The 25,163-nt window shown below is 71.2% G+C and carries 16 protein-coding genes and 1 tRNA gene; 11 read left to right on the forward strand and 6 right to left on the reverse strand.

Going from position 1 to position 25,163, the window contains the following annotated elements:
• Positions 1-88: 88 nt before the first annotated feature.
• Positions 89-159: transfer RNA gene (locus tag C1701_RS11775), tRNA-Gly, on the reverse strand.
• 68 nt (positions 160-227) lie between these two features.
• On the opposite strand from C1701_RS11775, the gene dcd reads away from it, so the two are divergent.
• Both dcd and C1701_RS11785 read left to right on the forward strand, forming a co-directional pair.
• A complete protein-coding gene (dcd, locus tag C1701_RS11780) occupies positions 228-809 on the forward strand; it encodes a dCTP deaminase (RefSeq protein ID WP_026419744.1) in 582 nt (193 codons plus the stop codon).
• A gap of 486 nt (positions 810-1,295) precedes the next feature.
• The gene (locus tag C1701_RS11785) at positions 1,296-2,291 is read left to right on the forward strand and encodes a hypothetical protein (RefSeq protein ID WP_337662240.1); all 996 of its coding nucleotides are present in this window, start codon (positions 1,296-1,298) and stop codon (positions 2,289-2,291) included.
• Positions 2,292-3,184: 893 nt separating this feature from the next.
• Here C1701_RS11785 and C1701_RS11790 read toward each other — a convergent pair.
• Positions 3,185-3,817 carry an HAD-IA family hydrolase gene (locus C1701_RS11790; protein ID WP_026419742.1) on the reverse strand — a complete coding sequence of 211 codons (633 nt, stop codon included), beginning with the start codon at positions 3,815-3,817 and terminating at the stop codon, positions 3,185-3,187.
• A 680-nt stretch (positions 3,818-4,497) separates the two neighbouring features.
• Between C1701_RS11790 and C1701_RS11795 the strand changes: the two genes are divergently transcribed.
• Positions 4,498-6,240 carry a pyruvate dehydrogenase gene (locus tag C1701_RS11795; protein ID WP_026419741.1) on the forward strand — a complete coding sequence of 581 codons (1,743 nt, stop codon included), beginning with the start codon at positions 4,498-4,500 and terminating at the stop codon, positions 6,238-6,240.
• A gap of 180 nt (positions 6,241-6,420) precedes the next feature.
• The gene (locus tag C1701_RS11800; protein WP_030104350.1) at positions 6,421-7,842 is read left to right on the forward strand and encodes a sugar porter family MFS transporter; all 1,422 of its coding nucleotides are present in this window, start codon (positions 6,421-6,423) and stop codon (positions 7,840-7,842) included.
• Positions 7,843-8,177: 335 nt separating this feature from the next.
• Here the strand turns inward: C1701_RS11800 and C1701_RS11805 are convergent, their stop codons facing one another.
• Complete coding sequence (locus tag C1701_RS11805) at positions 8,178-10,022, reverse strand: acyl-CoA dehydrogenase (RefSeq protein WP_030104351.1); 1,845 nt, start codon at positions 10,020-10,022, stop codon at positions 8,178-8,180.
• Between the two features lie 192 nt (positions 10,023-10,214).
• Between C1701_RS11805 and C1701_RS11810 the strand changes: the two genes are divergently transcribed.
• On the forward strand, positions 10,215-11,357 hold the full coding sequence (locus C1701_RS11810; protein WP_026419738.1) for a polysaccharide pyruvyl transferase family protein: 1,143 nt from the start codon (positions 10,215-10,217) through the stop codon (positions 11,355-11,357).
• 243 nt (positions 11,358-11,600) lie between these two features.
• Here C1701_RS11810 and C1701_RS11815 read toward each other — a convergent pair whose 3' ends face one another.
• Positions 11,601-12,773, reverse strand: coding sequence for an FAD-binding oxidoreductase (locus tag C1701_RS11815; RefSeq protein WP_081715572.1), 1,173 nt, complete (start codon positions 12,771-12,773; stop codon positions 11,601-11,603).
• 241 nt (positions 12,774-13,014) lie between these two features.
• Between C1701_RS11815 and C1701_RS11820 the strand changes: the two genes are divergently transcribed.
• The gene (locus C1701_RS11820) at positions 13,015-13,905 is read left to right on the forward strand and encodes a pyridoxamine 5'-phosphate oxidase family protein (protein WP_026419737.1); all 891 of its coding nucleotides are present in this window, start codon (positions 13,015-13,017) and stop codon (positions 13,903-13,905) included.
• Between the two features lie 149 nt (positions 13,906-14,054).
• The gene (locus C1701_RS11825; protein WP_245588876.1) at positions 14,055-14,558 is read left to right on the forward strand and encodes a MarR family winged helix-turn-helix transcriptional regulator; all 504 of its coding nucleotides are present in this window, start codon (positions 14,055-14,057) and stop codon (positions 14,556-14,558) included.
• On the opposite strand, the gene C1701_RS11830 is transcribed toward C1701_RS11825, so the two are convergent.
• The gene (locus C1701_RS11830) at positions 14,533-15,420 is read right to left on the reverse strand and encodes an alpha/beta fold hydrolase (protein ID WP_026419735.1); all 888 of its coding nucleotides are present in this window, start codon (positions 15,418-15,420) and stop codon (positions 14,533-14,535) included. The genes C1701_RS11825 and C1701_RS11830 overlap by 26 nt on opposite strands.
• A 97-nt stretch (positions 15,421-15,517) precedes the next feature.
• Here C1701_RS11830 and C1701_RS11835 point away from each other — a divergent pair, with 97 nt between their 5' ends.
• A complete protein-coding gene (locus C1701_RS11835) occupies positions 15,518-16,360 on the forward strand; it encodes a TetR/AcrR family transcriptional regulator (RefSeq protein ID WP_026419734.1) in 843 nt (280 codons plus the stop codon).
• A gap of 360 nt (positions 16,361-16,720) precedes the next feature.
• Positions 16,721-18,283 (forward strand): MDR family MFS transporter, encoded by a 1,563-nt coding sequence (locus C1701_RS11840; protein ID WP_245588890.1) that lies wholly within the window; start codon positions 16,721-16,723, stop codon positions 18,281-18,283.
• A 272-nt stretch (positions 18,284-18,555) separates the two neighbouring features.
• Here the strand turns inward: C1701_RS11840 and C1701_RS11845 are convergent, their stop codons facing one another.
• Positions 18,556-20,208: an alanine/glycine:cation symporter family protein gene (locus tag C1701_RS11845; RefSeq protein WP_103055923.1), complete on the reverse strand. Its 1,653-nt coding sequence runs from the start codon at positions 20,206-20,208 to the stop codon at positions 18,556-18,558.
• 495 nt (positions 20,209-20,703) lie between these two features.
• On the opposite strand from C1701_RS11845, the gene C1701_RS11850 reads away from it, so the two are divergent.
• Both C1701_RS11850 and clpB read left to right on the forward strand, forming a co-directional pair.
• Positions 20,704-22,200: an SLC13 family permease gene (locus C1701_RS11850; protein WP_417853756.1), complete on the forward strand. Its 1,497-nt coding sequence runs from the start codon at positions 20,704-20,706 to the stop codon at positions 22,198-22,200.
• Between the two features lie 222 nt (positions 22,201-22,422).
• The gene (gene clpB / locus C1701_RS11855; RefSeq protein ID WP_026419730.1) at positions 22,423-25,017 is read left to right on the forward strand and encodes an ATP-dependent chaperone ClpB; all 2,595 of its coding nucleotides are present in this window, start codon (positions 22,423-22,425) and stop codon (positions 25,015-25,017) included.
• Positions 25,018-25,163: the final 146 nt, after the last annotated feature.

Genomic DNA, 25,163 nt, shown 5'->3' on the forward strand with positions numbered 1-25,163 from the left:
GGGGCGACCGGCGCGGGGCGGATCCCCTCGGCATGACGAAGGCCCAGGTCTGGGGTGGACACCCTGTGACCTGGGCCTTCGTGCTACGAGCGGATGACGGGAATCGAACCCGCGTTCTCAGCTTGGGAAGCTGATGTTCTACCATTGAACTACATCCGCAGTGGCTGTTGAAGCATACACGGTGCCCGCCGAGGCCTCCACCACCCCCCGCCAGTTAGGCTGGCGCGGTGCTTCTGAGTGACCGTGACCTGCGCGAAGAGATCGGAGCCGGCCGGCTCGCGATCGATCCGTACGACGCCGAGCTGGTGCAGCCCTCCAGTGTGGACGTCCGGCTGGACCGGTTCTTCCGGGTCTTCGACAACAGCAAGTACACCCATATCGACCCCTCCCTCCAGCAGGACGAGCTCACCTCCCTCGTGGAGACCGAGGGCGACGACCCGTTCGTGCTGCACCCCGGCGAGTTCGTGCTGGGCTCGACCTTCGAGACGGTCAGCCTGCCCACGGACCTGGCGGGGCGGCTGGAGGGGAAGTCCTCGCTCGGCCGGCTGGGGCTGCTCACCCACTCCACGGCGGGCTTCATCGACCCGGGCTTCAGTGGGCACATCACCTTGGAGCTCTCGAACGTCGCGAACCTGCCGATCACCCTGTGGCCGGGCATGAAGATCGGGCAGCTCTGCCTCTTCCGGCTGTCCAGTGCGGCGGAGAATCCCTACGGCTCCTCGGCGGCCGGGTCCCGCTACCAGAACCAGCGGGGGCCCACGCCGTCCCGGGCGCACCTGAACTTCCGGCGGTTCGAGACCAGGCGCTGAGGCCCGGGCCGATCGGGCCGTTCGGTGGGCGGCGGTCGCGTGGACCGGGCCGAGGACTGATCCGCATGCCCTGGAGCACCACGATGGGCGAGTGCGCGTACGGTCAGCGGCCCCAGAGCGAACGTGGCCAGGATGCGTGCGAGGGGTCGTGAAGCCGAGATCCTCGCCCCGACCTGGGCTCCGTCCTTTCACGTCCCTGGTGATTTTCGTGCCGCGCCCCCCAGTCGAGGCGGCGCCGCGTAGCCGCATCAGTACCTAACGGGACCATAAAGCTTCGGCGGACCGGCCGTTCAGGTACGTCGGGACGCGCTAGACCAGTCACTGGCGCGGACCGGGGAGCAGCTGATGTGGGTGTGCTGCCGGTCCTGGGAAGGTCGCGCACCAGGGACCAAGGGGAGTGCGGTGATGAGGAGAGCCACCCGCCGAGCGGTGGGAGCCGTTGCCGGAGCTCTGCTGGTGTGTTCGTTGGCCGCCTGCGGTAGCCGTGTGGTCGAGGGACAAGCCGTTCCGGTGGAGGAGTCGGGGGCCACGCCTGGGGCGACGGGGAGCGAGCGCACCTCGGAGGCGGGAGGTGAGGGGCACGAGGATGATTTCGCCGAGACGCCGATCACGGAACCACGGCTGGTGGATGCTCGCGCGCTGGTGGACATGTCGGTCCTGGAACCTGTCCTGGACGGCGACTCCCTGAGCATGGAGACGAGTGCGCACGCGATCGCGCAATGCCTTTTCGGGGACTGGGACGTGTTAGGAGCGCTGCGTATCGACGACGAGAAAGTCCTCGTTCCATCCCCTGCGTCTCGCGTGCTGCGCGACTTGGACGTGATTACCTGGGACACCGTCGCGGATGGTACGTGTGAGACGACGCTGGTCTGGGTTTCTGGGGGGCCGGCCATCATCGTCGAGATGTGGCATGAGGCCGAGGGCGGGAGCGTCGGTAGCGGCGAGGAGTTGTGCGTGGCGGCTTCCGAAGTCGCGGTCGCGGCCGCCTACCGCCTGGTAGACGGCACGGATCACTCCGTGGTACCTCCACCGGGGAGCCTGTTGTCCCTGGATCCGTGTGAGGTCATCGGCGGCCTCGAGGTCGCGGTTCTGCACGACACGTTGGCGGAGGTGCCGTTGCGGGCACGCGGGACCGGGGACGTCGTATGCGAGGCCGTGAGCTTCCTCCCGGGCGGCGCGGTCCTTGTGACGGAGGTGGGATTCGTGTGGGTCCCGCTCCCGGATGGCGGTGAACTGATCAGTGTCGCCGGGCGGGATGTGTACATCGCTCCGGTTCCTGATCAGGGTGTTTCGATGTGTGCCGCGTTCCTGGTCGGACGACAGGTCGACTACGCCGCCGAGGCAGCCGACAATCTCCACGAGATGCTCAGCGCCGTCTTCTCCGTGCCGCTCGAGCCGGGAGAGGACGACGTGACGGGGTCCGCGAAGGCATGTGACCAGCTGGTGCCGGTCATGGAACCGCTGGTAGCCGGACTGTCGTGAACACGGCGGTGCGGCTGGGCGAGTCGCGCCTGGGACTGGCCATCACCGGACCGGCTGGCGGCCGGTCCCGCGCCTGTACCCGAGTCCGGCCTTCCTGACGATCAAGGGCGGGAGGAGGTCGAACCCGCCCGACACCCCGTTCTCCACCGCGCCCGTCAGATGCTGGTCAGCCGCTCGCCGCTGGTGTGGCGGTGGCTCACGCCCGACCCACGGGTCCTGACCGGACGGGGGGCCTCGGGGGCCCCGCGGACAGCGTGGAGGCGCGCCGCGAACCGCCCGTAGGGCGACGTGCGCCCGATGCGCCTGATCCGATGGGACCTCGTCCCCGGCCAGCAGGGCGGTGAGGCAGAACAGGCAGGAGCGTGGTGGGGACCTCGCGCGCGGGTACGCCTCCCCAGTGGCGTGCTGACCTCGGCTCCAGGTTGAGCTGGAGAACCGGTCACCCCGCTCGTGGCGGTGACGCCGATCGTGGCTGACCGCTCCACGTCCCAGCCGGTACATTCTCGTCCTGCCCGCTGGGCCTCGTCCACCACGGGGCACGTGCGGGCGCCGGCCGGGGCCGCCACATGGCCGGAGCGGCAGGCCGCGCGGACCCGGTGGGCTCTCGCGCCGGAACGCCGCTGACGCTGACGCCGCGATCCGGGGGCCAGCGCAGCAGGTCCACGCCGTGGGGTTCCTCGTCCCAGCGTCGACGGGCCGACGCTGGTGCCCGAACCGGCGGTGTTCCACCCGACGAGGACCAGCCGGTCCGCCACGGCACCACGGGAACCCCCTGTGCGCCTCCCGCCCTGCCGGAGGCATGCGCCGGCCGGACACCGGAGACCGTCCCGTCGCGCGGCGGACCGGTCGAGTTCCCGCCACCTGACCCGGCCCGGTCCGGGCTCAGCCCACGGTCAGCGGCGGACGACCTCCACCCCGCCGTCCCGGCGAGCCCACCGCAGCTCGGTGAGCGTGGACACCACCAGGTCGGCGGGCAGCGCACCCACGTCCGGGTTGGTGCCCACGCCCACGCTCCGCATCCCAGCCGCCCGCGCCGCCGCCACCCCGGCCGCCGCGTCCTCCACCACGAGGCAGTCCTCCGCCGGCACGCCCAGCAGCCGCGAGGCCGTGAGGTAGGGCTCCGGGTCAGGTTTGCCCCTGGTCACGTCGTCGGCGGTCACCAGGACGCGCGGGGCCCGCAGCCCCGCCGCCGCCAGTCGCTTCCCGGCCAGCGCGCGACCCGCCGAGGTGACGATCGCCGCCCGGTCACCACCGCCCGCCGCGAGCACCTCGGCGGCCCCGGGGAGGGCGACGACATCGTCGAGGTCGGCGAGCTCCAGCTCGTCCAGCCGCTCCAGCGCCGGGGCGACGCGCTCGGGGGGCAACACGGCGGCCACCGCGTCGGCCGAACGCAGTCCGTGGAGATCGGCCAGTCCGGTCGGGTCCACGCCGTGTTCCTGGCACCAGCGCTTCCAGCACCGGTCGACGGCCGGGGTCGAGTCGACGAGGGTCCCGTCCAGGTCGAGGAGAAGCGCCCGCACGAACATCGCTCGACGGTAGCCGAGTAGGCCAGGGCCGGGGAATCCACGGGGATCGCCCGCCCAGCGGCCCGGGCGGGTGGCTGCCGGGCACCGGGCCGGCGTCGAGGGGCGGCCCGGGTCGGTCGCCGACGGACCCGGCCGGCGGCCGACACGCCCGGTCGGCTCTGGGCACGCGGGGAGGACGGACCCGGGGGCCTGCCGGGCGGAGTCCGAGCGCCCCGCACCTCACGGCCCCGGGGCGGCCGGTTGCTCAGGTCCTGTCGAACCGCACGGAGCGGTCGTCCACCCCCCAGCCACGAGGGGCGGCGCGCCCCCGCCGACCCAGGGGCCCGCCGAGCGGCGCGGGGCCGTGACCTGGCCGCTGCCCGGACCGGGACCCGGTATTCCACCGGTGTCCCCCGCGCTCCACCGCCACCGGGTGACGCCGGCGGGCGGCCCGACCGCCGAGACCCTGCCCGGACGCCCCGGCCGAGGGCGGGCGACCCCGCCCGGCCCCGCACCACCGGAGGGCGGGCGACGAGCGGGGCAGCCGTGCCCGCCCCCGCCGGACCGCGCTGTTGCCGGCCCGCGTGACCTCGGCGAAGGTGGGGGGACCCGGAACCACGAGCCGCCGCGCGGGCTGGCGCCTGGGCCGTGCCAGGACGGCTGGGAGCCCTCCACGCCGGTGACAGGACGGAGGTGCCGCGATGGCCAGGAACACGGTGGCCGACCAGCTCGTGGAGATCCTGCGCGAGGTCGGCGTGGAACGCGTCTACGGGGTGGTGGGCGACAGCCTGAACCCGGTGGTCGACGGGATCCGCCGTCGGCGGGGCATCGAGTGGACGCAGGTCCGCCACGAGGAGTCCGGGGCCTTCGCGGCCTCGGCGGAGGCGCAGGTCACCGGTCGGCTGGCGGTGTGCGCGGGCAGCTGCGGGCCGGGCAACCTGCACCTCATCAACGGGCTCTACGACGCCCACCGCAGCATGGCCCCGGTCCTGGCCATCGCCTCGCACATCCCCACCAGCGAGATCGGCACCGGCTACTTCCAGGAGACCCACCCCGACCGGCTGTTCGTCGAGTGCAGCCACTACTGCGAGATGGTCACCGATCCCGAGCAGCTGGCCAGGGTCACCCGCATCGCGATCCAGCACGCGGTGGGCCGAGGTGGGGTCGCCGTCATCATCCTTCCCGGTGATGTCGCGGGCTTGGCCGCCTCGAAGCAGCCCGTCGGGCACGCCCTGGTCACCGAGCGGCCGAAGGTCCGCCCGGGGCCGGACGAGCTGGCCAGGCTCGCCGAGCTGCTGAACGACGCCAGCCGGGTCACCCTCTTCTGCGGGCGGGGCACCCAGGGCGCGCACGACCTCGTCATGCGGTTGGCGGAGCGGGTGAAGGCACCCGTCGGCCACGCCCTGCGCGGCAAGGAGTGGATCCAGTACGACAACCCCTTCGACGTGGGCATGAGCGGGCTGCTGGGGTACGGCGCCTGCTACGAGGCCATGCACGAGGCCGAGCTGCTGGTGCTCCTGGGCACCGACTTCCCCTACCCGGCGTTCCTGCCGGACGGGGTGCGGATCGTGCAGGTCGACCACCGGGCCGAGCAGCTCGGCCGGCGGGCGCCGCTGGCGCTCGGGGTCTGGGGCTCGGTGTCGGAGACCATCGAACAGGTGCTCCCGATGGTGGCCGAGAAGCACGACCGGACGTTCCTGGACAACGCGCTGCGCAAGCACGCCGCCGCCCTGGAGCGGGTGGTCGGGGCGTACACGCAGGACGTGGAGCACCACCTGCCGATCCACCCCGAGTACGCGGCGTCCGTGCTGGACGAGGAGGCCTCGGATGACGCGGTGTTCACCGTGGACACCGGGATGTGCAACGTGTGGGCCGCCCGCTACCTCAGCCCGAACGGTCGCCGCCGCCTGTTGGGCTCCTTCAGCCACGGGTCGATGGCCAACGCGGTGCCCCAGGCGATCGGGGCGGCGCTCGCCCAACCCGGACGGCAGGTGGTGGCGATGGCCGGTGACGGCGGCTTCTCGATGCTGTTGGGCGAACTGCTCACGCTGGTCGCCGCGGACCTGCCGGTGAAGGTCGTCCTGTTCAACAACTCGTCGCTGGGCATGGTCAAACTCGAGATGCTCGTGGCCGGACTGCCCGAACACGGCACGGCGACCCAGCACACCGACTACGCCGCGATCGCCAGGGCGGCCGGTGCGCACGGGGTGCGCGTCGAGCGACCGACCGACCTGCGGGCGGCGTTGCGGGAGGCCTTCGACCGTCCCGGCCCCGCCGTGGTGGACGTGGTGACCGACCCGAACGCGCTGTCCATGCCCCCGAGGATCACCGCGGAGCAGGTGTCCGGGTTCGCCCTGTCGATGGGACGCACGGTGCTGGCCGGCGGTGTCGGCCGGATGATCCAGCTCGCCAGGAGCAACCTGCGGAACATCCCCCGCCCCTGAACTGGACCGGGTCTCCGCCCCACCCAGCGGGTCGTCCTGGCCGGAGGTGGCGCGGACCGGTGGCGGGACCCCTGGTCGGGGGGTCTGATCGACTTCCGGGGTGTGGAAACGCGCGGTGGCGGGTAACGAGGGCTACAGACAGGACCGTTCCGCCGACCGAAACGCTGGGGGACACACCGGATGGTGGCAGGAGGTACCGGCCAGGGCGCCGGTCACACATCGCAGGAGAACCTCGCCTACGTGGTGTTGATCGCCGGTGCCGCCGCGATGGGCGGTTTCCTGTTCGGCTACGACACGTCGGTGATCAACGGCGCCGTGGACGCGATCCAGGACCGGTTCGAGGTCAGTTCGCTGCTCGTGGGGTTCACGGTGTCCTCCGCCCTGTTGGGGTCGGCCTTGGGTGCCTGGGTCGCCGGCGGCCTCGCTGACCGGCACGGCCGGATCCGGGTGATGCAGCTCGCCGCGATCCTGTTCGCGGTGAGCGCGGTGGGTTCCGCCCTGCCCTTCACGGTCTGGGACCTGACGGTGTGGCGCCTGCTCGGTGGCGTCGCGATCGGCATCGCCTCGGTGATCGCGCCGACCTACATCGCCGAGATCGCGCCGGCCGCCTACCGGGGCCGCCTGGGTTCGATGCAGCAGTTGGCGATCGTGCTCGGCATCGCCGCCTCGCAGCTGGTGAACTACGCGATCGCGGCCGCCGCCGGTGGGGCCCGTGGCGAACTGGGGCCGTTGGAGGCGTGGCAGTGGATGCTCGGGGTGGAACTGGCTCCGGCGTTGCTCTACCTCCTGCTGACCCTGACGATCCCGGAAAGCCCCCGGTTCCTGGTGCGCACGGGGCGCGTGGGCCGGGCACGCCGAATCCTGGCCAGGGTGGAGGGCGCGGACGAGTCGACGGTGGACGACCGGATCGAGGAGATCCGGTCCGCTCTCGGTTCGGAACGTCGACCCACCCCGCGCGACCTCACCGGCGGCCGCTTCGGCCTGTTGCCCATCGTCTGGATCGGGATGGGGTTGTCCGCCTTCCAGCAGCTGGTCGGCATCAACGTGATCTTCTACTACTCGGCGTCGCTGTGGCAGTCGGTGGGGATCGAGGAGAGCGACTCGCTGCTGCTCAGCCTGTTCACGTCGATCGTGAACATCGTCGGGACCTTCGTCGCCATCGCCCTGGTGGACCGGGTGGGCCGCAAGCCGCTCCTGCTGGTCGGGTCGGCGGGGATGACGGTGGCCCTGTCGGCGGCGGCCGTCGCGTTCTCGCGGGCCACCGTGGTCGGTGACTCCGCCGAGCTGTCTCCCGGCTGGGGCCTGGTCGCCCTGGTGGCCGCCAGTTCCTTCGTGCTCTTCTTCTCGCTGTCCTGGGGCGTGATGGTGTGGGTGCTGCTCGGGGAGATGTTCCCGCTGCGGATCAGGGCGGCGGCGATGGCGGTGGCCACGGCCACGCAGTGGATCGCGAACTGGTTGGTGACGGTGACGTTCCCCAGCCTGCGGGACTGGAACCTCGCCGGCACCTACGTGATGTACGCGGTGTTCGCCGCCCTGTCCTTCGTGTTCGTGCTCCGGTGGGTGCGGGAGACGAAGGGGAAGAAGCTGGAGGAGATGGGCTGAGCCCGGGGGCCGGGACCGGGTGGCGGAGCCGCCGCCCGCTCGGGCCGCGAGGGCGCTCGCTACCCCGGGAGGCGCGGCGGGCGAGCCCGGTGTGACCGGCCGGGTGCCGCCCGGCCGCTCGACGCGACGAGCGGAGAGCCGGCGCGGGGCGGTGCGCCGGCGGTGGGCGGTGCGACGGGCGTCTCCGGTGCGGACCCAGCCCACCGGCGTGGTGGGGCCACCAGGAGGGGACGACCCGGCCCGGGGAGAGGAGCGGCCCACCCGGCGGAGGTCGGAGCCGGTGGGCCGCTCCTCTGGGGGGGGGTGCCGTCGGCGGGCGCCAACGGCTCAGCGGGTCAGAAGGCCTCCTCGGGGACGTCCATCAGCGAGTTGTCGGTGGCCGACAGGACCTGGCGCCGCGCGGACAGCTCGGGGAGGACGTTCCTGGCGAAGAACGAGGCGACGGCCAGCTTCCCCTCGTAGAAGGCGCGGTCCCGGGGGGTGACCTCGCCGTCCAGGGCCGTCGACGCGACCTCGGCCTGGCGCAGCAGCATCCACCCGATCAGCAGGTCGCCGGCGCTCAGCAGGAGTCGGACGTTGTTCTGCCCGACCTTGTAGAGGTTGCGCTGGTCCTCCTGCGAGGAGGTCAGGAACCCGACCATCGAGCCGAGCATGCCCTGGAAGTCCTCCATGGCCTGCGCGAGCAGCGCGCGCTCCTCCTTGAGCCGGCCGTTGCCTCCCTCGGAGTTGAGGAAGTTCTGCACCTCGGTGGCGACGTGGGCGAGCGCCTGGCCCTTGTCCCGGATGATCTTCCGGAAGAAGAAGTCCATCGACTGGATCGCGGTGGTGCCCTCGTAGAGGCTGTCGATCTTGGCGTCCCGCAGGTACTGCTCGATGGGGTAGTCGCTGAGGTACCCGGACCCGCCCAGCGTCTGGAGCGAGAGCGTCAGCATCTCGAACGCCCGCTCCGACCCGACACCCTTGACGATCGGGAGCAGCAGGTCGTTGACGCGGGCCGCCAGCGACACGTCCTCCCCGGTGGCACGGCCGTGGGCGATCTGGTCCTGGAAGTGGGCCGTGTACAGGTACACCGCCCGCAGGCCCTCGGTGTAGGCCTTCTGGAGCATGAGGATGCGCCGCACGTCGGGGTGCCGCGTGATGGGTACCCGGGGGGCGGTCTTGTCGGTCATCTGGGTGAGGTCGGCGCCCTGGACCCGCTCCTTGGCGTACTCGAGCGCGTTCAGGTAACCGGTGGAGAGGGTCGCGATGGCCTTCGTGCCCACCATCATCCTGGCGTACTCGATGACCTGGAACATCTGGGCGATGCCGTCGTGGACCTCGCCGAGCAGCCAGCCCTTCGCCGGCACGCCGTGCTGCCCGAGGGAGAGTTCGCAGGTCGCCGAGACGTTGAGGCCGAGCTTGTGCTCGACGCCGCTGACGAAGGCCCCGTTGCGCTCGCCGGGCTCACCCGTCCCGGAGTCGAAGAGGAACTTGGGCACCAGGAAGAGGCTGAGCCCCTTCGTGCCCGGCTTCGTCTCGACTCCCGGGCCCTCCGGGCGGGCGAGGACCAGGTGCATGATGTTCTCGGTCATGTCCTGGTCACCGGAGGTGATGAACCGCTTCACCCCGTCCAGGTGCCAGGAGCCGTCCTCCTGGCGGATGGCGCGGGTGCGACCGGCACCGACGTCGGAGCCGGCGTCCGGCTCGGTGAGCACCATCGTGGCGCCCCAGCCCCGGTCCAGCATCAGTTGTGCCCAGTGGCGCTGTTCCTCGGTCCCGTTCTCCCAGAGGACGGACGCGAAGTTGGGGCCGGCCATGTACATGTACACGGCCGGGTTCGCGCCCAGGATGAGTTCGCTGGCGGCCCACTGGACCGACGGGGGGATCCCGTAGCCGCCCATCTCGTTGGGCAGGCTCAGCCGGTACCACTCGCCGTCCCACAGTGCCCGGAAGGAGCGTTTGAACTCCTCGGGGAGGGTCACGGAGTGGGTGGCCGGGTCGAAGGTGGTGCCTTCCCGGTCCCCCACGGCGAACGAGTCGGCGAGCGGGCCGACGGCGAGGTTGTTCAGTTCCTCGAGGACGCCTCGGCTCGTCTCCTCGTCCGCCTCGGCGAAGGGGCCGGTGCCCAGCAGCCGCTGCACCCCGAACACCTCGAAGAGGTTGAACTCCAGATCCCGGACGTTGCTCTTGTAGTGACCCATGCCCTTGCTCCCGGTCTCAGGCGGTGCTGGTCGGGCAGGCACTCCTACCCGTCGGTAACAACAGCTTATTACCCGTCGGTAACACGGGCAAGCGTCGAGTCGATCACGACTGGCTGGCAACCCTCGGGGTATGCACCCAGTCGGGCACACTTCTACTCACCTGTTCAGGTGTCCAACGGGAGATTCGACGCAATGAGTGAGAGCGACAGAGCCCTCTACTACCTCATCGGGACTACCGGCTTCCCGAACTACGGCGACGAGATGATCGCCGCTGCCTGGCTGCGACACCTCCGGCAGGTCGCGCCGGACGCCGATGTCTGGCTCGACTGCCCCAGCCCCGGGCCGGCCCAGGTGCTCCTCGGCCACCTGCACCCCAGGGCCCGCTTCACCGACACCCTGTGGCGGTTGTGCTGGGAGGCGCCCAGCGAGGAGCCGTGGCAGGTGAACGAGTTCGCCCAGCGCGCCGTCAACGACCCGGGCATGGCTCCCCGCTGGGCTTCGGGCATCCAGCTGGCGCACCGGGCGGACGTCCTGCACATCATCGGCGGCGGCTACGTCAACGGCGTGTGGCCACGCCACGTCGGCCTGCTCGCCGGGATGGTCTCGGTCGCCCGCCGGTCCGGTGCCCGCACCGCGATGACCGGAGTGGGCCTGTGGCCGGCACCCGAACACGGGGAGACGCTGATCCGCGAGCTGGCCACCCGGTTCGACGTGGTCGACGTCCGCGACGCGCCCTCCGCCCGGTTGCTCGAGAAGACGTGCGCGGTCAGCCACACGTGCGACGACCTGTTCTTCGACCTCGGCCCCCACCTCTACCGGACCGACGACGAGCTGCGCGAGTTCATGGTCTGCGTCCAGTCCGACCTCCTCAGGGTCAGCGTGCCCGCGCTCGCCGCGTTCGTCACCGAGACCCTGCGCGCCTGGGACGTCCCGCCGGACCGGCTCGGGTTCGTGGAGTGCATCCCGCGGGTGGACCGCGACGTCTTCGCCCTGGTCGAGTCCGAGTTCCCTGGCGTGCGGATGTACCCGCTGGCGGAGGTGCTCGACCACGGGATGCCGGCCGCCGCCGGGCAGACCTGGTTGTCGACCCGGTTCCACCCCCACCTGGTCGGCGCGGCCGTGGGCGCCAACGGTGTCGCGGTGAGCATCAACCCCGACTACTACGCCACCAAGCACCGCTCGCTGACCGACCTGGGCAGCGGGTGGACGCTGGTCGAGGACCTCGACGAGATCCCCACCCGACCGGTGCACGGCGGGTACAGCCCCGAGTCCCTCGCCGAGTACCGGGCCGCGAAGCGCCGGGTCGCCGACCGGATCTACCCGTACCGGCGCTGATCCTCCCCTGCCGTCGGGAGGCCGCCGGGGACGCGGACCGGCTCCCACGGGGCCGGTCCGGGTCGGGACAGCGGGCCGGGGAGCGCGGGTGGCGGCGTGAGCGCCAGGAGCTCCGCTCGCCGGCGGGGCGCGGTTCCCCGGTGCCTGCCCGCCCTCCCCGCCCCCGCCGGGAACACACCGGAATCCGGCGTGCGGCGGGGGAGCGCCGCGCGGGAGGAGGGCCCGCCAGCCGGACCCCGGGGGTCAGTCCAGGGTGAACGGGTCGTACCGGATGCGGTCCAGGGGCGTTCCCGCCACCAGCATCCTGGAGACGGTGGCCCGGATCATCGCGGGGGAGCCGCACACCATGACGTCCCGTTCCGACCAGGCCCCGTAGCGGGTGACGACCTCCGCGAGGGTGCCGTGTTCGGTGCCCTGCCGGGCGGGGCCGGACTCCACGACGGGCACCACGGTGAGCCAGGGGTTGCTCATCGCGAGGTATCGCAGGTTGTCCAGCTCGTAGAGGTCCTCGATGGTCCGGCCACCGAGGAAGAGGTGCACCCGGGGGTTCGTGCCGTACTGGGCCAGCTCGTCCAGCATCGCGCGCATGGGGGCGAGTCCCGTCCCACCGGCGATCATCAGGACGTCGCGACCGTTCTCCCGGTCGACGCCCATCCGGCCCATCGGAGGACCGACCCGCCAGGTGTCACCCACCTGGGTGTGCCCGACGACGGAACGGCTGACCCAACCGCCGTGGACCGACCTGATGTGGAACTCGAGGGTCCCGTCCTCGCTGGGCGCGTTGGCCGGGGTCAGGTACCTCCACAGCCGGGGCCGTTGGGGGACCTCGACGCTGACGTACTGACCGGCGCGGTAGGGGACCGGCTGGTGCGGCTGCACCCGGACCACGGCGAGGTCCCAGCTCAACCGCTGGTGCTCCACGACCCTGGCGTTCCACCAGGCCGGGTTCTCGTCCGCCTCGGCCGCGTTGTGCATGGTGGTGGCCATCATCGTGTAGGCCTCGGCCCACGCGAGCTCCACCTCGTCGGTCCACACCGGACCGGCGTACCGCTTGATCGCCGCCAGCAACGCGGTGCCGGTCGCCTCGTAGTGGCTGGCGATCACCCCGAACTTGCGGTGGTCGCGGCCCAGCTGGCGGAGGAACGGCACCAGGTCGTCCGGCCGGTCGATCATCTGCACCGTGTGCACCAGGGCGCGAAGCAGCCTGCTCCGCTGCACCTCCATGTTGGCGGGAAACAGCTCGCGGGTCTTGGGCGCGAGGCTGAAGAGCATCCCGTAGAAGAACCTCGCCACGTCGTCGGCGTACGGCTCGACGGCCGCGTAGCTTTCCCGGATCAGGCGCACGGTGGCGCTGACCCCCGAGGCAGATTCCGGTCGCGAGGGAGGCACGGGGCTAAGCACGGCGTTCGCTGTCATAGTCCGGGCGCAGTCTTCTCCACGTCGTTCGGCGCGCCGGGCGTGACGCGCCGTTCCTTGTCAGGATCCCCAACAAGGGGGACAGTAACTCGTTCTCTGGTTGCCTGAGTCCTTGATGCCACCTTCGAGTGTCGGCATGTAACTGCGAGTACATAATGCCTGCGACGGTTGGGCGAAGGTAGGGGGTAGATCGTGGAACTTCAGAGGTCTTCGTGACACTGTGGGGCCCGTGATTCGCGAGATGCTGGTGCCAACGGGTACCGCGGACCCCGATCTGCACGAACTTGAGCTCGTCGACGCTCCTCCGACCGGGGTAGGGCCGGGCGGCTGGGGAGGCGCACCGGGAACCGGGTCGTCGGGCGCCGGGGCGACGGTCGTGGCACCGCTCCCGCCCGATCCCGAACAGACCGTGCGGCACGCCTTCCCCGTGGTCCCGGTGGGGGCACCGCCCGCTCCGGGGCCGGTCGCGCCGCCGGTGTCCTCGTCCGGGCATCCCCTGCCCGGTTCCCGGGGAGAACACGTCCTCCAGGAGCGGCACGGCACCGAGCGGCGTGCGCGGCGCTTCTACCAGGAGCAGATGCTCGACCGCCTGAACGACGAGATGGCACGGTTCGTGGGCCGGATGGAGATGGCCTTCGTGGCCACCGCCGACGGGTCGGGGGAGTGCGACGCCTCGCTGCGCTCGGGCCCGCCCGGTTTCATCCGGGTGCTCGACCCGCACCACCTCGCCTACCCCGAGTACCGGGGCAACGGCGTCATGGCCAGCCTCGGCAACATCGAGGAGAACCCCCACGTGGGGATCCTCATGCTGGACCTGGTCCAGGACCTGATCGGACTGCATGTCAACGGTCGCGCCAGCGTGGTCGAGGACGCCGAACTGCGAGCGAGGCACTCCGACCTGCCCGAGGACGACAACCGTGGCAGGACGCCCGAACGGTGGGTCGTCGTCCGGGTCGAGGAGGCCTATGTCCACTGCCGCAAGCACATCCCTCGGATGATGCCGGTGCCACGGGACCGATCCTGGGGCACCGACGACGCGCGGCGCAAGGGTGGCGACTACTTCGAGGCCAAGGGTGATGAGCGGCCCTGGAGCCCCGCCCCGGAACGGCACTCGGAGCCGGCCTCGGGGTGAGGCCGCCCCCTCCGCCGACCGGCCCTCCCGACTCGGCCGGGTGGCGGTACTCACACCCGCGCTCGGACGTTCCCGGTTCGCCCGGTCGATTCGGACATCCCGGTCCCTGGTCTGTCAGACTTGAGGGGGTGGGAGCGAGGGGGACCAGGGTGAACCCGACACGCATGGACGGTTCGACGATGGCCGTGAACGGGCCGGAGCGGCTGGGCACGGGCGCCGACGGCACCCGTGGGGCCGCGGCCGACAGTGTCGAGCGCGAGTTGACCATCCTCTTCCGCCGCGCCAAGCAGAGCACGGCCAGACTCGCCTCGCAGATCCACGTGGAGCTGGAGCCGGCCGCCTACGGCACGCTGTCGATGATCGCCGAGCGCGGCCCCGTCAGGGGGACCGACGTGGTCGACCTGCTCAACCTCGACAAGTCCACCATCAGCCGGCAGCTGAGCAAGCTGGTGGAGCTGCGGCTCATCGAACGGGTGCCGGACCCCGTCGACGGCCGCGCGCGGCGCGTGCAGCTCACCGACCTGGGGTCGCGGCGGCTCCGGGAGGTTCGGGAGCGGCGGCGGGAGCGCCTGGACGAGCAGCTCGCCGAGTGGCCGACCTCCGACCTGACCGAGCTGGCGCGCCTCCTCAACCGGCTGAACGAGGCCTTCTGACCGGGACGTCTCCTCGGGCCGCGAGCGCCCCCCGCAGCCAGGGCGCCACCACGGGCAACACGTGGTGGGGCAGCATCGCGCCCAGGTGGTCGAGCCCGTCGAGCAGCTCCACGTCCCAGCCAGCCTCCGCGAGTTCGGCGCGGCCCCGCATGAGCCCGCCCGCGATGTCCACCGTGACCCCACCCCAGGACTCCGGGTAGACGATGGTGTCGGCGGCGCCGGCGAAGCACAGCCGGGGGCAGCGCACCGACGCGGCAGCCGCCCGGTCGTCGAAGCCCGTCAGGGCCTCGTACAGGGTGACGAACTGCCGGGTCCGCTCCGGCGGGGCGGAGATCTCGACGGTGTCCCAGTCCGGTTCGCCCCCGCCGTCGGTCTCCTGGCGCCCGTCGTGGCCGCCAGCCTCGGCGCGCCGGTGTGCGGCCGTGGTGACCTCGAGCATCTCGGCGTAGGGGCCGTTCAGGGCGGGGAATCCGCCCATGACGAGCGCGGAGAGCCGGTCGGTCCTGATCGCGAGCTGGAGCCCGGCCAGGGCGAGCCAGGAGTAGCCGTAGTAGGCGAAGCTCTCCGCCTCGACCGCGTCGGCGACCGCGAGGATGTCGGCCGCGACGTTCCCGGGGGTCAGGGTGGTGGGTTTGGGCCGGCCCATGACGTGGCCCTCGTAGTCGAAGGCGACGACGCGGAAGCGGTCGCTCAGCCCGTCGACCAGCGCGCGCCCCAGGGCGGGGTCGGCGCCCCACCTCCGCATCTCCTCGGCCCGGTCCCCGGTGATCGGGGTGGGGTCCACCGGGAGCAGCACGGTGGGCCCGCTCCCCGTGATCTCCAGGTCAAGCCGGTCGCCGTCGTGCGTGGTGCTGTACCCCATCGTGTCGCGCTCCTCGCCGGGGCGATCGGCCCCGATATCCCTTTACGTCGTACGGTGATGTGCGGGCGACAATACATTACGTTGTAAGGAGATGTGGGTGGCGGTCATCGGAGGTCGGGGAGACGCGGACCTGACCATGCGGCTGTTGTGGGCGGGGTCCGAGCGCGGGCCGTCGCGGTCCGCACCGGGTCCCAGGCAAAGCCTCACCGCGTCGGCGATCGTCGAGGCGGCGATCGGCCTCGCGGACGAGGAGGGTCTCGCGGGACTGTCGATGCGCGCCGTCGGGGAACGGCTCGGGCGGTCCGCGATGGCGCTCTACACCTACGTGCCGGGGAAGGCCGAGCTGGTGGACCTGATGTACGACCAGGCGCACGCCGACTTCTCCGGCGCGTGCGAGGAGGCGGCGGACTGGAGGTCGGGCGTCCTGGAGTGGGCGGTCGAGTTGCGTGATCTCTACCTGCGTCATCCGTGGGTCCTCCAGGTCTCGCACGCCCGCCCGGTCCTCGGGCCGCACGAGCAGGTCGTCTTCGAGGCCCTTGCTGGGCTCCTCCGGTCCACCGAGCTGCCGGGGCGGGTGCTGCGGGGAGCGGTCAGCGCCCTCTTCCACCACGTCCGGGGTTCCGCGCGCACGGCGGCCGAGGCGGGCCGGGCCGCCGCCGAGACGGGGGTGCCCGACCGGGAGTGGTGGACGCGCCGCTCCACCCTGCTGCGCGAGGTCGCCCCCGACTTCGCCGAGCGGTTCCCGCACTCCGTCCGCCTGGCTGGCGACGCGTCGGCGGGCCAGGGCGGCGGGACGCGGGACTCGGCCGGGGCGGAACGAGCGGAGCGGGGGTGGGCTCGTGGGGTCGACGCGGTCTTCGTCGCGGGGCTCACCGTCCTGCTGGACGGTCTCTCCTCGGCGACCGGGGTGGATGGGCGGGGAGAAGCCTCCGAGGGTTGAGATGGCGCCACCGTCGCCCTGACCCCGGCCGGCCACGGGTCGGCCCCACGGTCGTGGCCCCTTGGACCCGGCCCTGGAGCGCGCCCTTCCCCGGTTGGCGCCGATCTCCGGCCTTCCCGTGCTCGGTGTCCCGCGCGGCCCCGGTGGCGGGAGGCGCGGCGTCGGACATCCACGCGGTAAGCCATCTCACCCGGAGAGGCGTGGTGGGCACTCCACCGCGAGCGTAAAGTTGCATAAGGCAACTAATGACTAGAGGAGAGTTCGGGGGAGCACCAGGTGGTGGTGTCAGGCGGGACGCAGGACGCGGCGGTCGTCGCGACGGGCGCGGCGGTGCACCCGGGGCCGGACGACCAGCCCCCGATGTCCCACCGCGAGATCATGCGTGTCTTCTCCGGACTGCTGCTCGCGCTGCTGGTCGCCATCCTCAGCTCGACCATCGTGGCGAACGCGCTGCCCACCATCACCGCCGAACTCGGCGGCACCCAGGCCCAGTACACGTGGGTGGTCACGGCCACCCTGCTCGGCGCGACCGCGACCACCCCGGTGTGGGGCAAGCTCGCCGACCTCTTCAGCAAGAAGCTGCTCCTCCAGATCGCGCTCTCCGTCTTCACGATCGGCTCGGTGCTGGGCGGCCTCGCCCAGTCGATGCCGATGCTGATCGGGTTCCGGGCGGTGCAGGGACTCGGCCTTGGCGGCGTGCAGGCCCTCGTCCAGGTCGTCATCGCCGCGATGATCAGCCCGAGGGAACGCGGCCGGTACAGCGGTTACCTGGGGGCGGTCTTCGCCGTGGGCACGGTCAGCGGTCCGCTGATCGGCGGCCTCATCGTCGACACCCCCTGGCTCGGATGGCGGTGGTGCTTCCTCGCGGGTGTCCCGGTCGCGGTGGCGGCGCTCGTGGTCATCGGCCGCACGCTGCGCCTGCCGACCGTCCGCCGCCCGGTGCGGGTGGACTGGCTCGGGGCGACGCTGCTGGTGGGAGGCGTGAGCCTGCTGCTGGTGTGGGTGTCCCTGGCCGGTCAGTCGTTCGCCTGGGCGTCGCCGACCACGGCGTTGCTGGTCGGAGGTGCGGTGGTGCTCCTCGGACTGGCCGTCCTCGTGGAGGCGAGGGCGGTCGACCCGGTCGTCCCGCTCCGCTTCTTCCGGGACCGGACGACCGCGCTCTCCGTCGTCGCCGGCGTCGGGACGGGGGTGGCGATGTTCGGAGTTCCCGTGTTCGTCGGCCAGTACTTCCAGCTGGGCAGGGGGTACTCGCCCACCGTGGCCGGGCTGATGACGATCCCGTTGGTGCTGTCGCTCGCGTTCACCTCCACCCTCTCCGGTCAGCTGATCAGCAGGTCGGGGCGGTGGAAGCGGTTCCTGCTCGTGGGCGCGGTGGCGTTGCCGGTCGGGCTCGGTCTGTTGGCGACGATCGACCACCGGACGGACCTGGTGCTGGTGGGGGTGTTCCTCGCCGTCGTGGGCGCGGGGGTGGGGTTGTGCGCGCAGAACCTCGTCCTGGCCGTGCAGAACACCGTTCCCGCCCGTGACCTCGGATCGGCGACGGCCCTGGTCACCTTCTTCCGATCCCTCGGAGGCGCCTCCGGCGTGTCGGCGCTCGGCGCCGTGCTGTCCGCCAGCGTGGCCGCCCGGGTGGGGACGGGAGGCGGCCAGAGCGCTTCCCTGGATCTCGCGGGGCTCCCCGAGGGGGTCCGGGCGGAGGTGATGACGGCGTTCGGCGACGCCACCGGAACGGTCTTCCTCGTCGCCGCGCTGGCCGCCCTGGTGGCGCTGTTCGCGGTCCTCGGCATCCGGGAAGTGCCGCTGCGGACCACCGTCGACGTGGAGCACGCCGTGCCGGCTCCCGCCGTGGGTGCGCCCGTACCGAGCCCGGGTACTCCGGCCGGATCGGCTGGGCGGTCCGGGGATGGTGCTGACCGCGGGTGACGGCCTCGCCCGTGCGGTACCGCCGTCACCTGGAAGGCGTCACCCTGTGGAGTTGTCCACGGACTGTGGATAACTCCACAGCCGGCGGCCGTCCGCCCCAAGTTATCCACAGGCTGTGTGGATAACTTGGGGCGGAACTGTGGATTTGGCGTGGACTGGCTGTGGATAGTTGGGGATAACTGGGGATCAGTTGGGGATATCCGGTGGAGAACTCGGCACCGGCCGGGCGTGTCTGTGGATAACTCCCGGTGTCACCCCGCGTGGGGACGCCCTCAGCCCACGCCGTCCTTCTCCCGATCGGAGGGCTCCGGCGGCGAGCCGGCCGACGACGCGGAGGTGTCCTGGTCCACCGGTCGGATCTCCCCGGACTTCAGCTTGCCGAGGAAGTCCCTCAACTCGCGCTTGACGATGGGCGCGAGCAGGTAGAGGCCCACGATGTTGAAGAACGCCACCCCGAACAGCACCGCGTCGGCGAAGTTCAGCACCGGCCCCAGGGTGAGGACCGTTCCGACGACGATGAACGAGCAGAAGACCGCCTTGTAGACGTACTGGCTGACCATGCTCCCGCCGAACAGGTGAACCCAGGCCCGCTCGCCGTAGTAGCTCCAGGTGATGATGGTGGAGATGGCGAAGAGCGCGACGGCCAGCGCGAGGACCCAGGGGAACCACGGCAGCACGGTGGCGAACGCCTCCGAGGTGACCACGACGCCCTCCGGAGTGTCCCCGGTCGCCTGGTAGACCTCGCGTGAGTCGTCGTAGAACTGGGTGCGCGCGATGACCACGGTCAGCGCCGTCATGGTGCAGATGATCACCGTGTCGATGAACGGCTCGAGCAGGGCCACCAGGCCCTCGGTGACCGGGTGCCGCGTGCGGACGGCGGCGTGGGCGATCGGCGCCGAGCCGACGCCGGCCTCGTTGGAGAACGCGGCCCGCTGGAACCCGATGATCATCACGCCGATGACACCACCGGCAACGCCCTCCGGCGCGAAGGCACCGGAGAAGATCGCGCCCACGGCGGCGGGCACGGACTCGATGTTGACCAGGATCACCACCAGGCAGGCGAGGACGTAGATGATGCCCATCGCCGGCACGAGCTTCTCGGTGACCTTGCCGATGGACTTGATGCCACCGACGATGACCAGTGCCACGATGCCGGCGAGCAGCAGGCCGAAGAGGAAGGCGGCTCCCCCGCTGGCGAGGAAGCCGTCATCGCCCCCGGTCACCGAACGCAGCTGGGCGAAGGTCTGGTTGGCCTGGAACATGTTCCCGCCGGCCACGGCGAAGAACAGGAGCATCACTGAGGCGCCGAAGGCGAGGACCTTGCCGACCCCGCGTCCCACGCCGTTCGGGAAGCGCTCGGCGAGCCCCTTCCGCAGGTAGTACATCGGGCCGCCGGAGACCTGGCCCTTCTCGTCGATCTCCCGGTACTTCACGCCCAGGGTGCACTCGACGAACTTGGTGCACATGCCGAGGAGGCCGGCGACGATCATCCAGAAGGTGGCTCCGGGGCCTCCGATGACCATCGCCACGCCGACACCCGCGATGTTGCCGAGGCCGACCGTGCCGGACAGCGCGGAGGACAGCGCCTGGAAGTGGGTGATCTCGCCCGGTTCGTCCGCCCGGGTGTACTTGCCCCTCGCCACCTGGATGGCCAGCTTGAACTTCCCGAACTGCACGAGGCCGAAGTACGCGCTGAATACGGCCGCGGCGATCCCGAGCCAGATGACGATGAAGGGGAAGCTGCCCCCGAAGAGTGAAACCTCGAAGAAGATGACCGAGGAGAAGAAGCCCTCGATCGGTTCGAACACGCGGTTGATGGAGTCCTCGATGCCGGAAAGGACTCCACCATCCTGCGCGAGGAGGACGGGCGACGGGTCGCCGGTCGGCGGACTTGGCGGCGACGCCGCCGTTGTGATGTGTGACATGGCATGACAGTGCACGGGGAAACCCCGGTTCGCCGCAAGAGGGCGGGCCGAATTTGATGCGGAGCGTAACATTTGTTACTGCCCCGTTTCGGTTCATTGCGGTGACATATGCCCTAGCCACGGGGATGTGGGCGGGTTCGCGGTCGCGGCGAGTAGTGATCCGTATCACGGATGGTTCATGATTGCTCCTTCCGGGCGCGTTCCGCCATCGCGGCGACCGCAGCGGACGTCGCCCGTTGGCGGCGAGCGTGCTCATCGCGTCCCGCTCGCCTCGCTCATGGGGTGGGTCGGCGGTCTCGTTCGCGTGCGGGTGATCGTCGAACCGGGGTGAGGGCCGGTGGGGTCGTGTACTCCGGAGCTCGAACCCGCCCAATCGCAAGTGGTGCGGGTCACACACTTCTGGGGTATTTTTCGCACTCAGTGACTCACGGGAGGTGGCGGGTGGACCAGACCGGGCGCGAACCCCACGCGGAGGAGTCTCGGGGGCGAGTCCCCGTGACCGAGAGTGAGACCGGTGCGGGGGCTGCCGACCAGCGGATCTCCGCAGCCGCCGAACCCCCGGCCACGGTCCGAAGGCGGTGGATAGGCCTCGGGCTCGGCGTCGTGCTCGCGCTGGCGGCCTTTCTCGCGCTCCCCGACACCCTCTCCCCGGAGGGGCGCGGTACCGCGGCGGTGGCCGTGCTGATGGCCGTGTGGTGGATGACGGAGGCCATCCCACTACCCGCGACCGCCTTGGTGCCGCTGGTGCTCTTCCCCGCGCTCGGCATCGCCGAGGTCGGTGACGCGGCCAGTCCCTATGCCAACGACGTCATCTTCCTGTTCATGGGCGGCTTCATGCTCGCGCTGGCGATGCAGCGGTGGAACCTGCACCGGCGGCTCGCCCTGGCGACGGTGCTCGCCGTCGGGACCAGCCCCCGCCGACTGGTGGGCGGCTTCATGCTGGCGACCGGCTTCATCTCCATGTGGGTTTCGAACACCGCCACGGCGGTGATGATGCTGCCCATCGGTCTCTCGGTGCTCGGCCTGGTCCGTCAGCTCGGAAAGGGTGAGGGTGACACGAATTTCGGCACCTCGCTCATGCTGGGAATCGCCTACGCGGCCTCCATCGGCTCGCTGGGAACCATCATCGGCACCCCGCCGAACACCCTGATGGTCGGTTACCTCCGCGACGCCCACGACATCCACATCGGTTTCGGGCAGTGGATGCTCGTGGGGGTTCCGCTCGCGGTGGTCTTCATGCTGCTGGCCTGGCTGGTGCTGACCCGCCTCGTGTTTCCCCCGCGCATCACCACCATCCCCGGTGGGCGGGAGCTCATTCGCCGCGAACTCACCGCGCTGGGACCGGTCAGCCGCGCCGAGTGGATGGTGCTGGCGGTGTTCGTCCTGGCCGCTCTTTGCTGGATCTTCCTGCCCCTCGTCACGGGCGCCAGCAACCTCGACGCGGTGATCGCGATGGCGGTCGCGGTGGCCCTCTTCGTGCTCCCCGTCGCTCCGGCGAAGGGAGTGGCGCTGCTGGACTGGCAGACGGCCAAGGAGATCCCGTGGGGTGTGCTGTTGCTCTTCGGTGGCGGGCTGAGCCTGTCGAGCCAGTTCTCCGCGACCGGGCTGAGCGAGTGGATCGGCGAACGGGTCGCCGGGGTCGGCGCCGTGCCGGTGGTGCTCCTGGTGGTCGGGGTGACCCTGCTCGTGCTGGCCCTGACCGAGCTGACCAGCAACACGGCGACCGCGGCGACCTTCCTGCCGATCATGGGTGGGGTGGCACTGGGCTTCGGGCTGGACCCGATGGTCCTCGCGGTGCCCGTCGCGCTCGCCGCGACCTGCGCCTTCATGCTGCCGGTTGCGACGCCGCCCAACGCGATCGCCTTCGGGTCCGGGTACGTGCGGATCGGGCAGATGGTGCGGGCGGGGCTCTGGTTGAACCTCATCGCGGTCGTGCTGATCACCCTGACCATGTACGGCCTCGTCGGTTGGGTCTTCGGGTTGAGCCTCTGAGTCGGCCTCGGCCGACTACTCCCGCCTCGGCGCGTCCACTCCGGGGCGGGGTTTCGCCGTGCCCTCGTGGTCCACACCACACCCGGATACGTGGTTGAGTGGAACTGGCTCAACTTTTCTGACGTTGGACGTGTGGATGAGCGGAGTCGGGCGAGGGCGCGGCTCCGGTCGGGGCTCGGAGCCCCGGGAGCCGACCAGGTGTACGAGCTGACGAGGTGAGGGATGGACGCGTTCAATCCGACCACGAAGGTCCAGCAGGCGATCTCCGCCGCGGCGCGGGCCGCCACGCTGGCCGGCAACCCCGACGTGTCATCGGCCCACCTGCTCGGTGCCCTGCTGGCCCAGGGGGACGGAGTGGCGTCGCCGCTGCTCTCCGCGGTCGGCGTCGATCCGGCCGCGCTGCGGGGCGATCTGGAACGCCTCACGGCCGGCCTGCCCTCGGCCACGGGCGCCACGGTGAACGCGCCCCAGCTGTCACCGGAGGCGGTCCGCTCCGTCACCCACGCCCAGCGCTTGGCGACCGAGATGGGCGACGAGTACGTCTCCACCGAGCACGTGCTGGTGGGGCTGGCCAAGGAGGGCGGACGGGTGGCCGACCTCCTGCGCGACCACGGCGCCACCCCGGACAACCTCCGCGAGGCCTTCACCCGGGTCCGAGGCTCGGCCCGCGTCACCAACCCCGACCCGGAGGCCACCTACCAGGCGCTGGAGAAGTACGGCGTCGACCTCACCGAGCGCGCCCGCCGGGGTGAGCTGGACCCGGTGATCGGTCGGGACACCGAGATCCGCCGGGTGGTCCAGGTGCTGTCCCGCCGGACGAAGAACAACCCGGTGCTGATCGGGGAGCCCGGGGTCGGCAAGACCGCCATCGTCGAGGGCCTGGCCCAGCGCATCGTGGCCGGTGACGTCCCGGAGTCCCTGCGCGGCAAGCGGGTGGTCGGACTCGACCTCGGGTCGATGGTCGCCGGCGCGAAGTACCGGGGCGAGTTCGAGGAACGGCTCAAGGCGGTGCTCAAGGAGATCACCGACTCGGCGGGCCAGGTGGTCACCTTCATCGACGAGCTGCACACCATCGTGGGAGCGGGCGCCACCGGCGAGAGCGCCATGGACGCCGGGAACATGATCAAGCCGATGCTGGCGAGGGGCGAGTTGCGCATGGTCGGGGCGACCACGCTCGACGAGTACCGGGAGCACATCGAGAGGGACCCGGCCCTGGAGCGACGCTTCCAGCAGGTCATGGTGGGGGAACCCTCCGAGGAGGACACGGTCGGGATCCTGCGGGGCCTCAAGGAACGCTACGAGGTGCACCACGGGGTGCGGATCACCGACAGCGCCCTCGTCGCGGCGGCCGCGCTGTCCAACCGGTACATCACCGCGCGGTTCCTGCCGGACAAGGCGATCGACCTGGTGGACGAGGCCGCGTCCCGCCTGCGGATGGAGATCGACTCCCGGCCGGTGGAGATCGACGAGGTGGAGCGGGCCGTGCGGCGGCTCGAGATCGAGGAGATGGCGCTGGCCAAGGAGGCGGACGAGGCGTCGCGCGAGCGGTTGGCCGCCCTGCGGGCGGAGCTCGCCGAGCGCCGGGAGGCCCTGGCCGGTCTCACCGCCCGCTGGCAGAACGAGAAGACCTCCATCGACCGGGTTCGGGAGCTCAAGGGGCAGCTGGAACAGCTGCGTGGCGAGTCCGAACGGGCCGAACGGGATGGTGACCTCGGGCGGGCGGCGGAACTGCGCTACGGGCGCATCCCCAGCCTGGAGAAGGAACTCGACGCCGCCACGCAGAACGGTCGGGAACAGCAGGTCATGCTCCAGGAGGAGGTGACATCCGACGACGTCGCCGAGGTCGTCAGCGCGTGGACCGGCATCCCCGCCGGCCGCCTGCTGGAGGGGGAGACGACGAAGCTGCTGCGGATGGAGGAGGCCGTCGGGGCTCGGGTGATCGGTCAGGCCGAGGCGGTGCGCGCGGTTTCGGACGCGGTCCGCCGGGCCAGGGCCGGCGTGGCCGACCCCGACCGGCCCACCGGCTCGTTCCTGTTCCTCGGCCCCACGGGCGTGGGCAAGACCGAACTCGCCAAGGCGCTCGCCGGTTTCCTGTTCGACGACGAACGCGCCATGATCCGCGTGGACATGTCGGAGTACTCCGAGAAGCACTCGGTGGCCCGGCTGGTGGGTGCCCCTCCCGGCTACGTCGGCTACGACCAGGGCGGGCAGCTGACGGAGGCCGTCCGCCGCCGCCCCTACTCGGTGGTGCTGCTCGACGAGGTGGAGAAGGCCCACCCGGACGTCTTCGACATCCTCCTCCAGGCGCTCGACGACGGCCGGCTCACCGACGGGCAGGGGCGCACCGTCGACTTCCGCAACACCATCCTGGTGCTCACCTCCAACCTCGGGTCGCAGGCCATCGCGGACCCCACCCTGGGAGAACGGGAACGGCGGGATGCCGTCCTCGCCGTGGTCCGCCAGCACTTCAAGCCCGAGTTCCTCAACCGGCTCGACGACCTCGTCGTCTTCCACTCGCTGTCCACGGAGGAGCTGACCAGCATCGTCGACATCCAGATCGAGGCACTGGGACGGCGGTTGGGGCAGCGTCGCCTGACCCTGACCGTGTCGAGGGCGGCCAAGGACTGGCTCGCCCTCAACGGTTTCGACCCGGTCTTCGGCGCCCGGCCGCTGCGCAGGCTGGTGCAGACCGCGATCGGCGACCAGCTGGCCCGGAAGCTGCTGTCCGGCGAGATCCGGGACGGCAACGAGGTGGTCGTGGAGGTCGACGACAGCGCCCCTGGCGCCAACCGCCTGCTGGTCACCGGGCGGGCCTGACCCCGACCCGCCGGGGGCGGTCCGCCCCGGTCGGACGTTGGGCCCCGCACCGCTCCCTGAGCAGCCGGTTCACCGCCGCCCGCCGCTACTTCCGGTCAATTCGCGAACAACCGGGCATACGATCTTCGTGAACGTGCCCTGGCTCG

This window comes from Actinoalloteichus sp. AHMU CJ021 (assembly GCF_002895405.1).
GTDB classification, from domain to species: Bacteria; Actinomycetota; Actinomycetes; order Mycobacteriales; family Pseudonocardiaceae; genus Actinoalloteichus_B; species Actinoalloteichus_B caeruleus.

Excerpts from the sequence above, each read along its gene's own strand:
- C1701_RS11840 (WP_245588890.1), top strand. The coding sequence starts at position 16,721 with ATGTCCCACCGCGAGATCATGCGTGTCTTCTCCGGACTGCTGCTCGCG.
- C1701_RS11795 (WP_026419741.1), top strand. The coding sequence starts at position 4,498 with ATGGCCAGGAACACGGTGGCCGACCAGCTCGTGGAGATCCTGCGCGAG.
- C1701_RS11820 (WP_026419737.1), top strand. The coding sequence starts at position 13,015 with ATGCTGGTGCCAACGGGTACCGCGGACCCCGATCTGCACGAACTTGAG.
- C1701_RS11800 (WP_030104350.1), top strand. The coding sequence starts at position 6,421 with ATGGTGGCAGGAGGTACCGGCCAGGGCGCCGGTCACACATCGCAGGAG.
- C1701_RS11805 (WP_030104351.1), bottom strand. The coding sequence starts at position 10,022 with ATGGGTCACTACAAGAGCAACGTCCGGGATCTGGAGTTCAACCTCTTC.
- C1701_RS11810 (WP_026419738.1), top strand. The coding sequence starts at position 10,215 with ATGAGTGAGAGCGACAGAGCCCTCTACTACCTCATCGGGACTACCGGC.
- C1701_RS11845 (WP_103055923.1), bottom strand. The coding sequence starts at position 20,208 with ATGTCACACATCACAACGGCGGCGTCGCCGCCAAGTCCGCCGACCGGC.
- C1701_RS11790 (WP_026419742.1), bottom strand. The coding sequence starts at position 3,817 with ATGTTCGTGCGGGCGCTTCTCCTCGACCTGGACGGGACCCTCGTCGAC.
- C1701_RS11830 (WP_026419735.1), bottom strand. The coding sequence starts at position 15,420 with ATGGGGTACAGCACCACGCACGACGGCGACCGGCTTGACCTGGAGATC.
- clpB (WP_026419730.1), top strand. The coding sequence starts at position 22,423 with ATGGACGCGTTCAATCCGACCACGAAGGTCCAGCAGGCGATCTCCGCC.
- C1701_RS11815 (WP_081715572.1), bottom strand. The coding sequence starts at position 12,773 with ATGACAGCGAACGCCGTGCTTAGCCCCGTGCCTCCCTCGCGACCGGAA.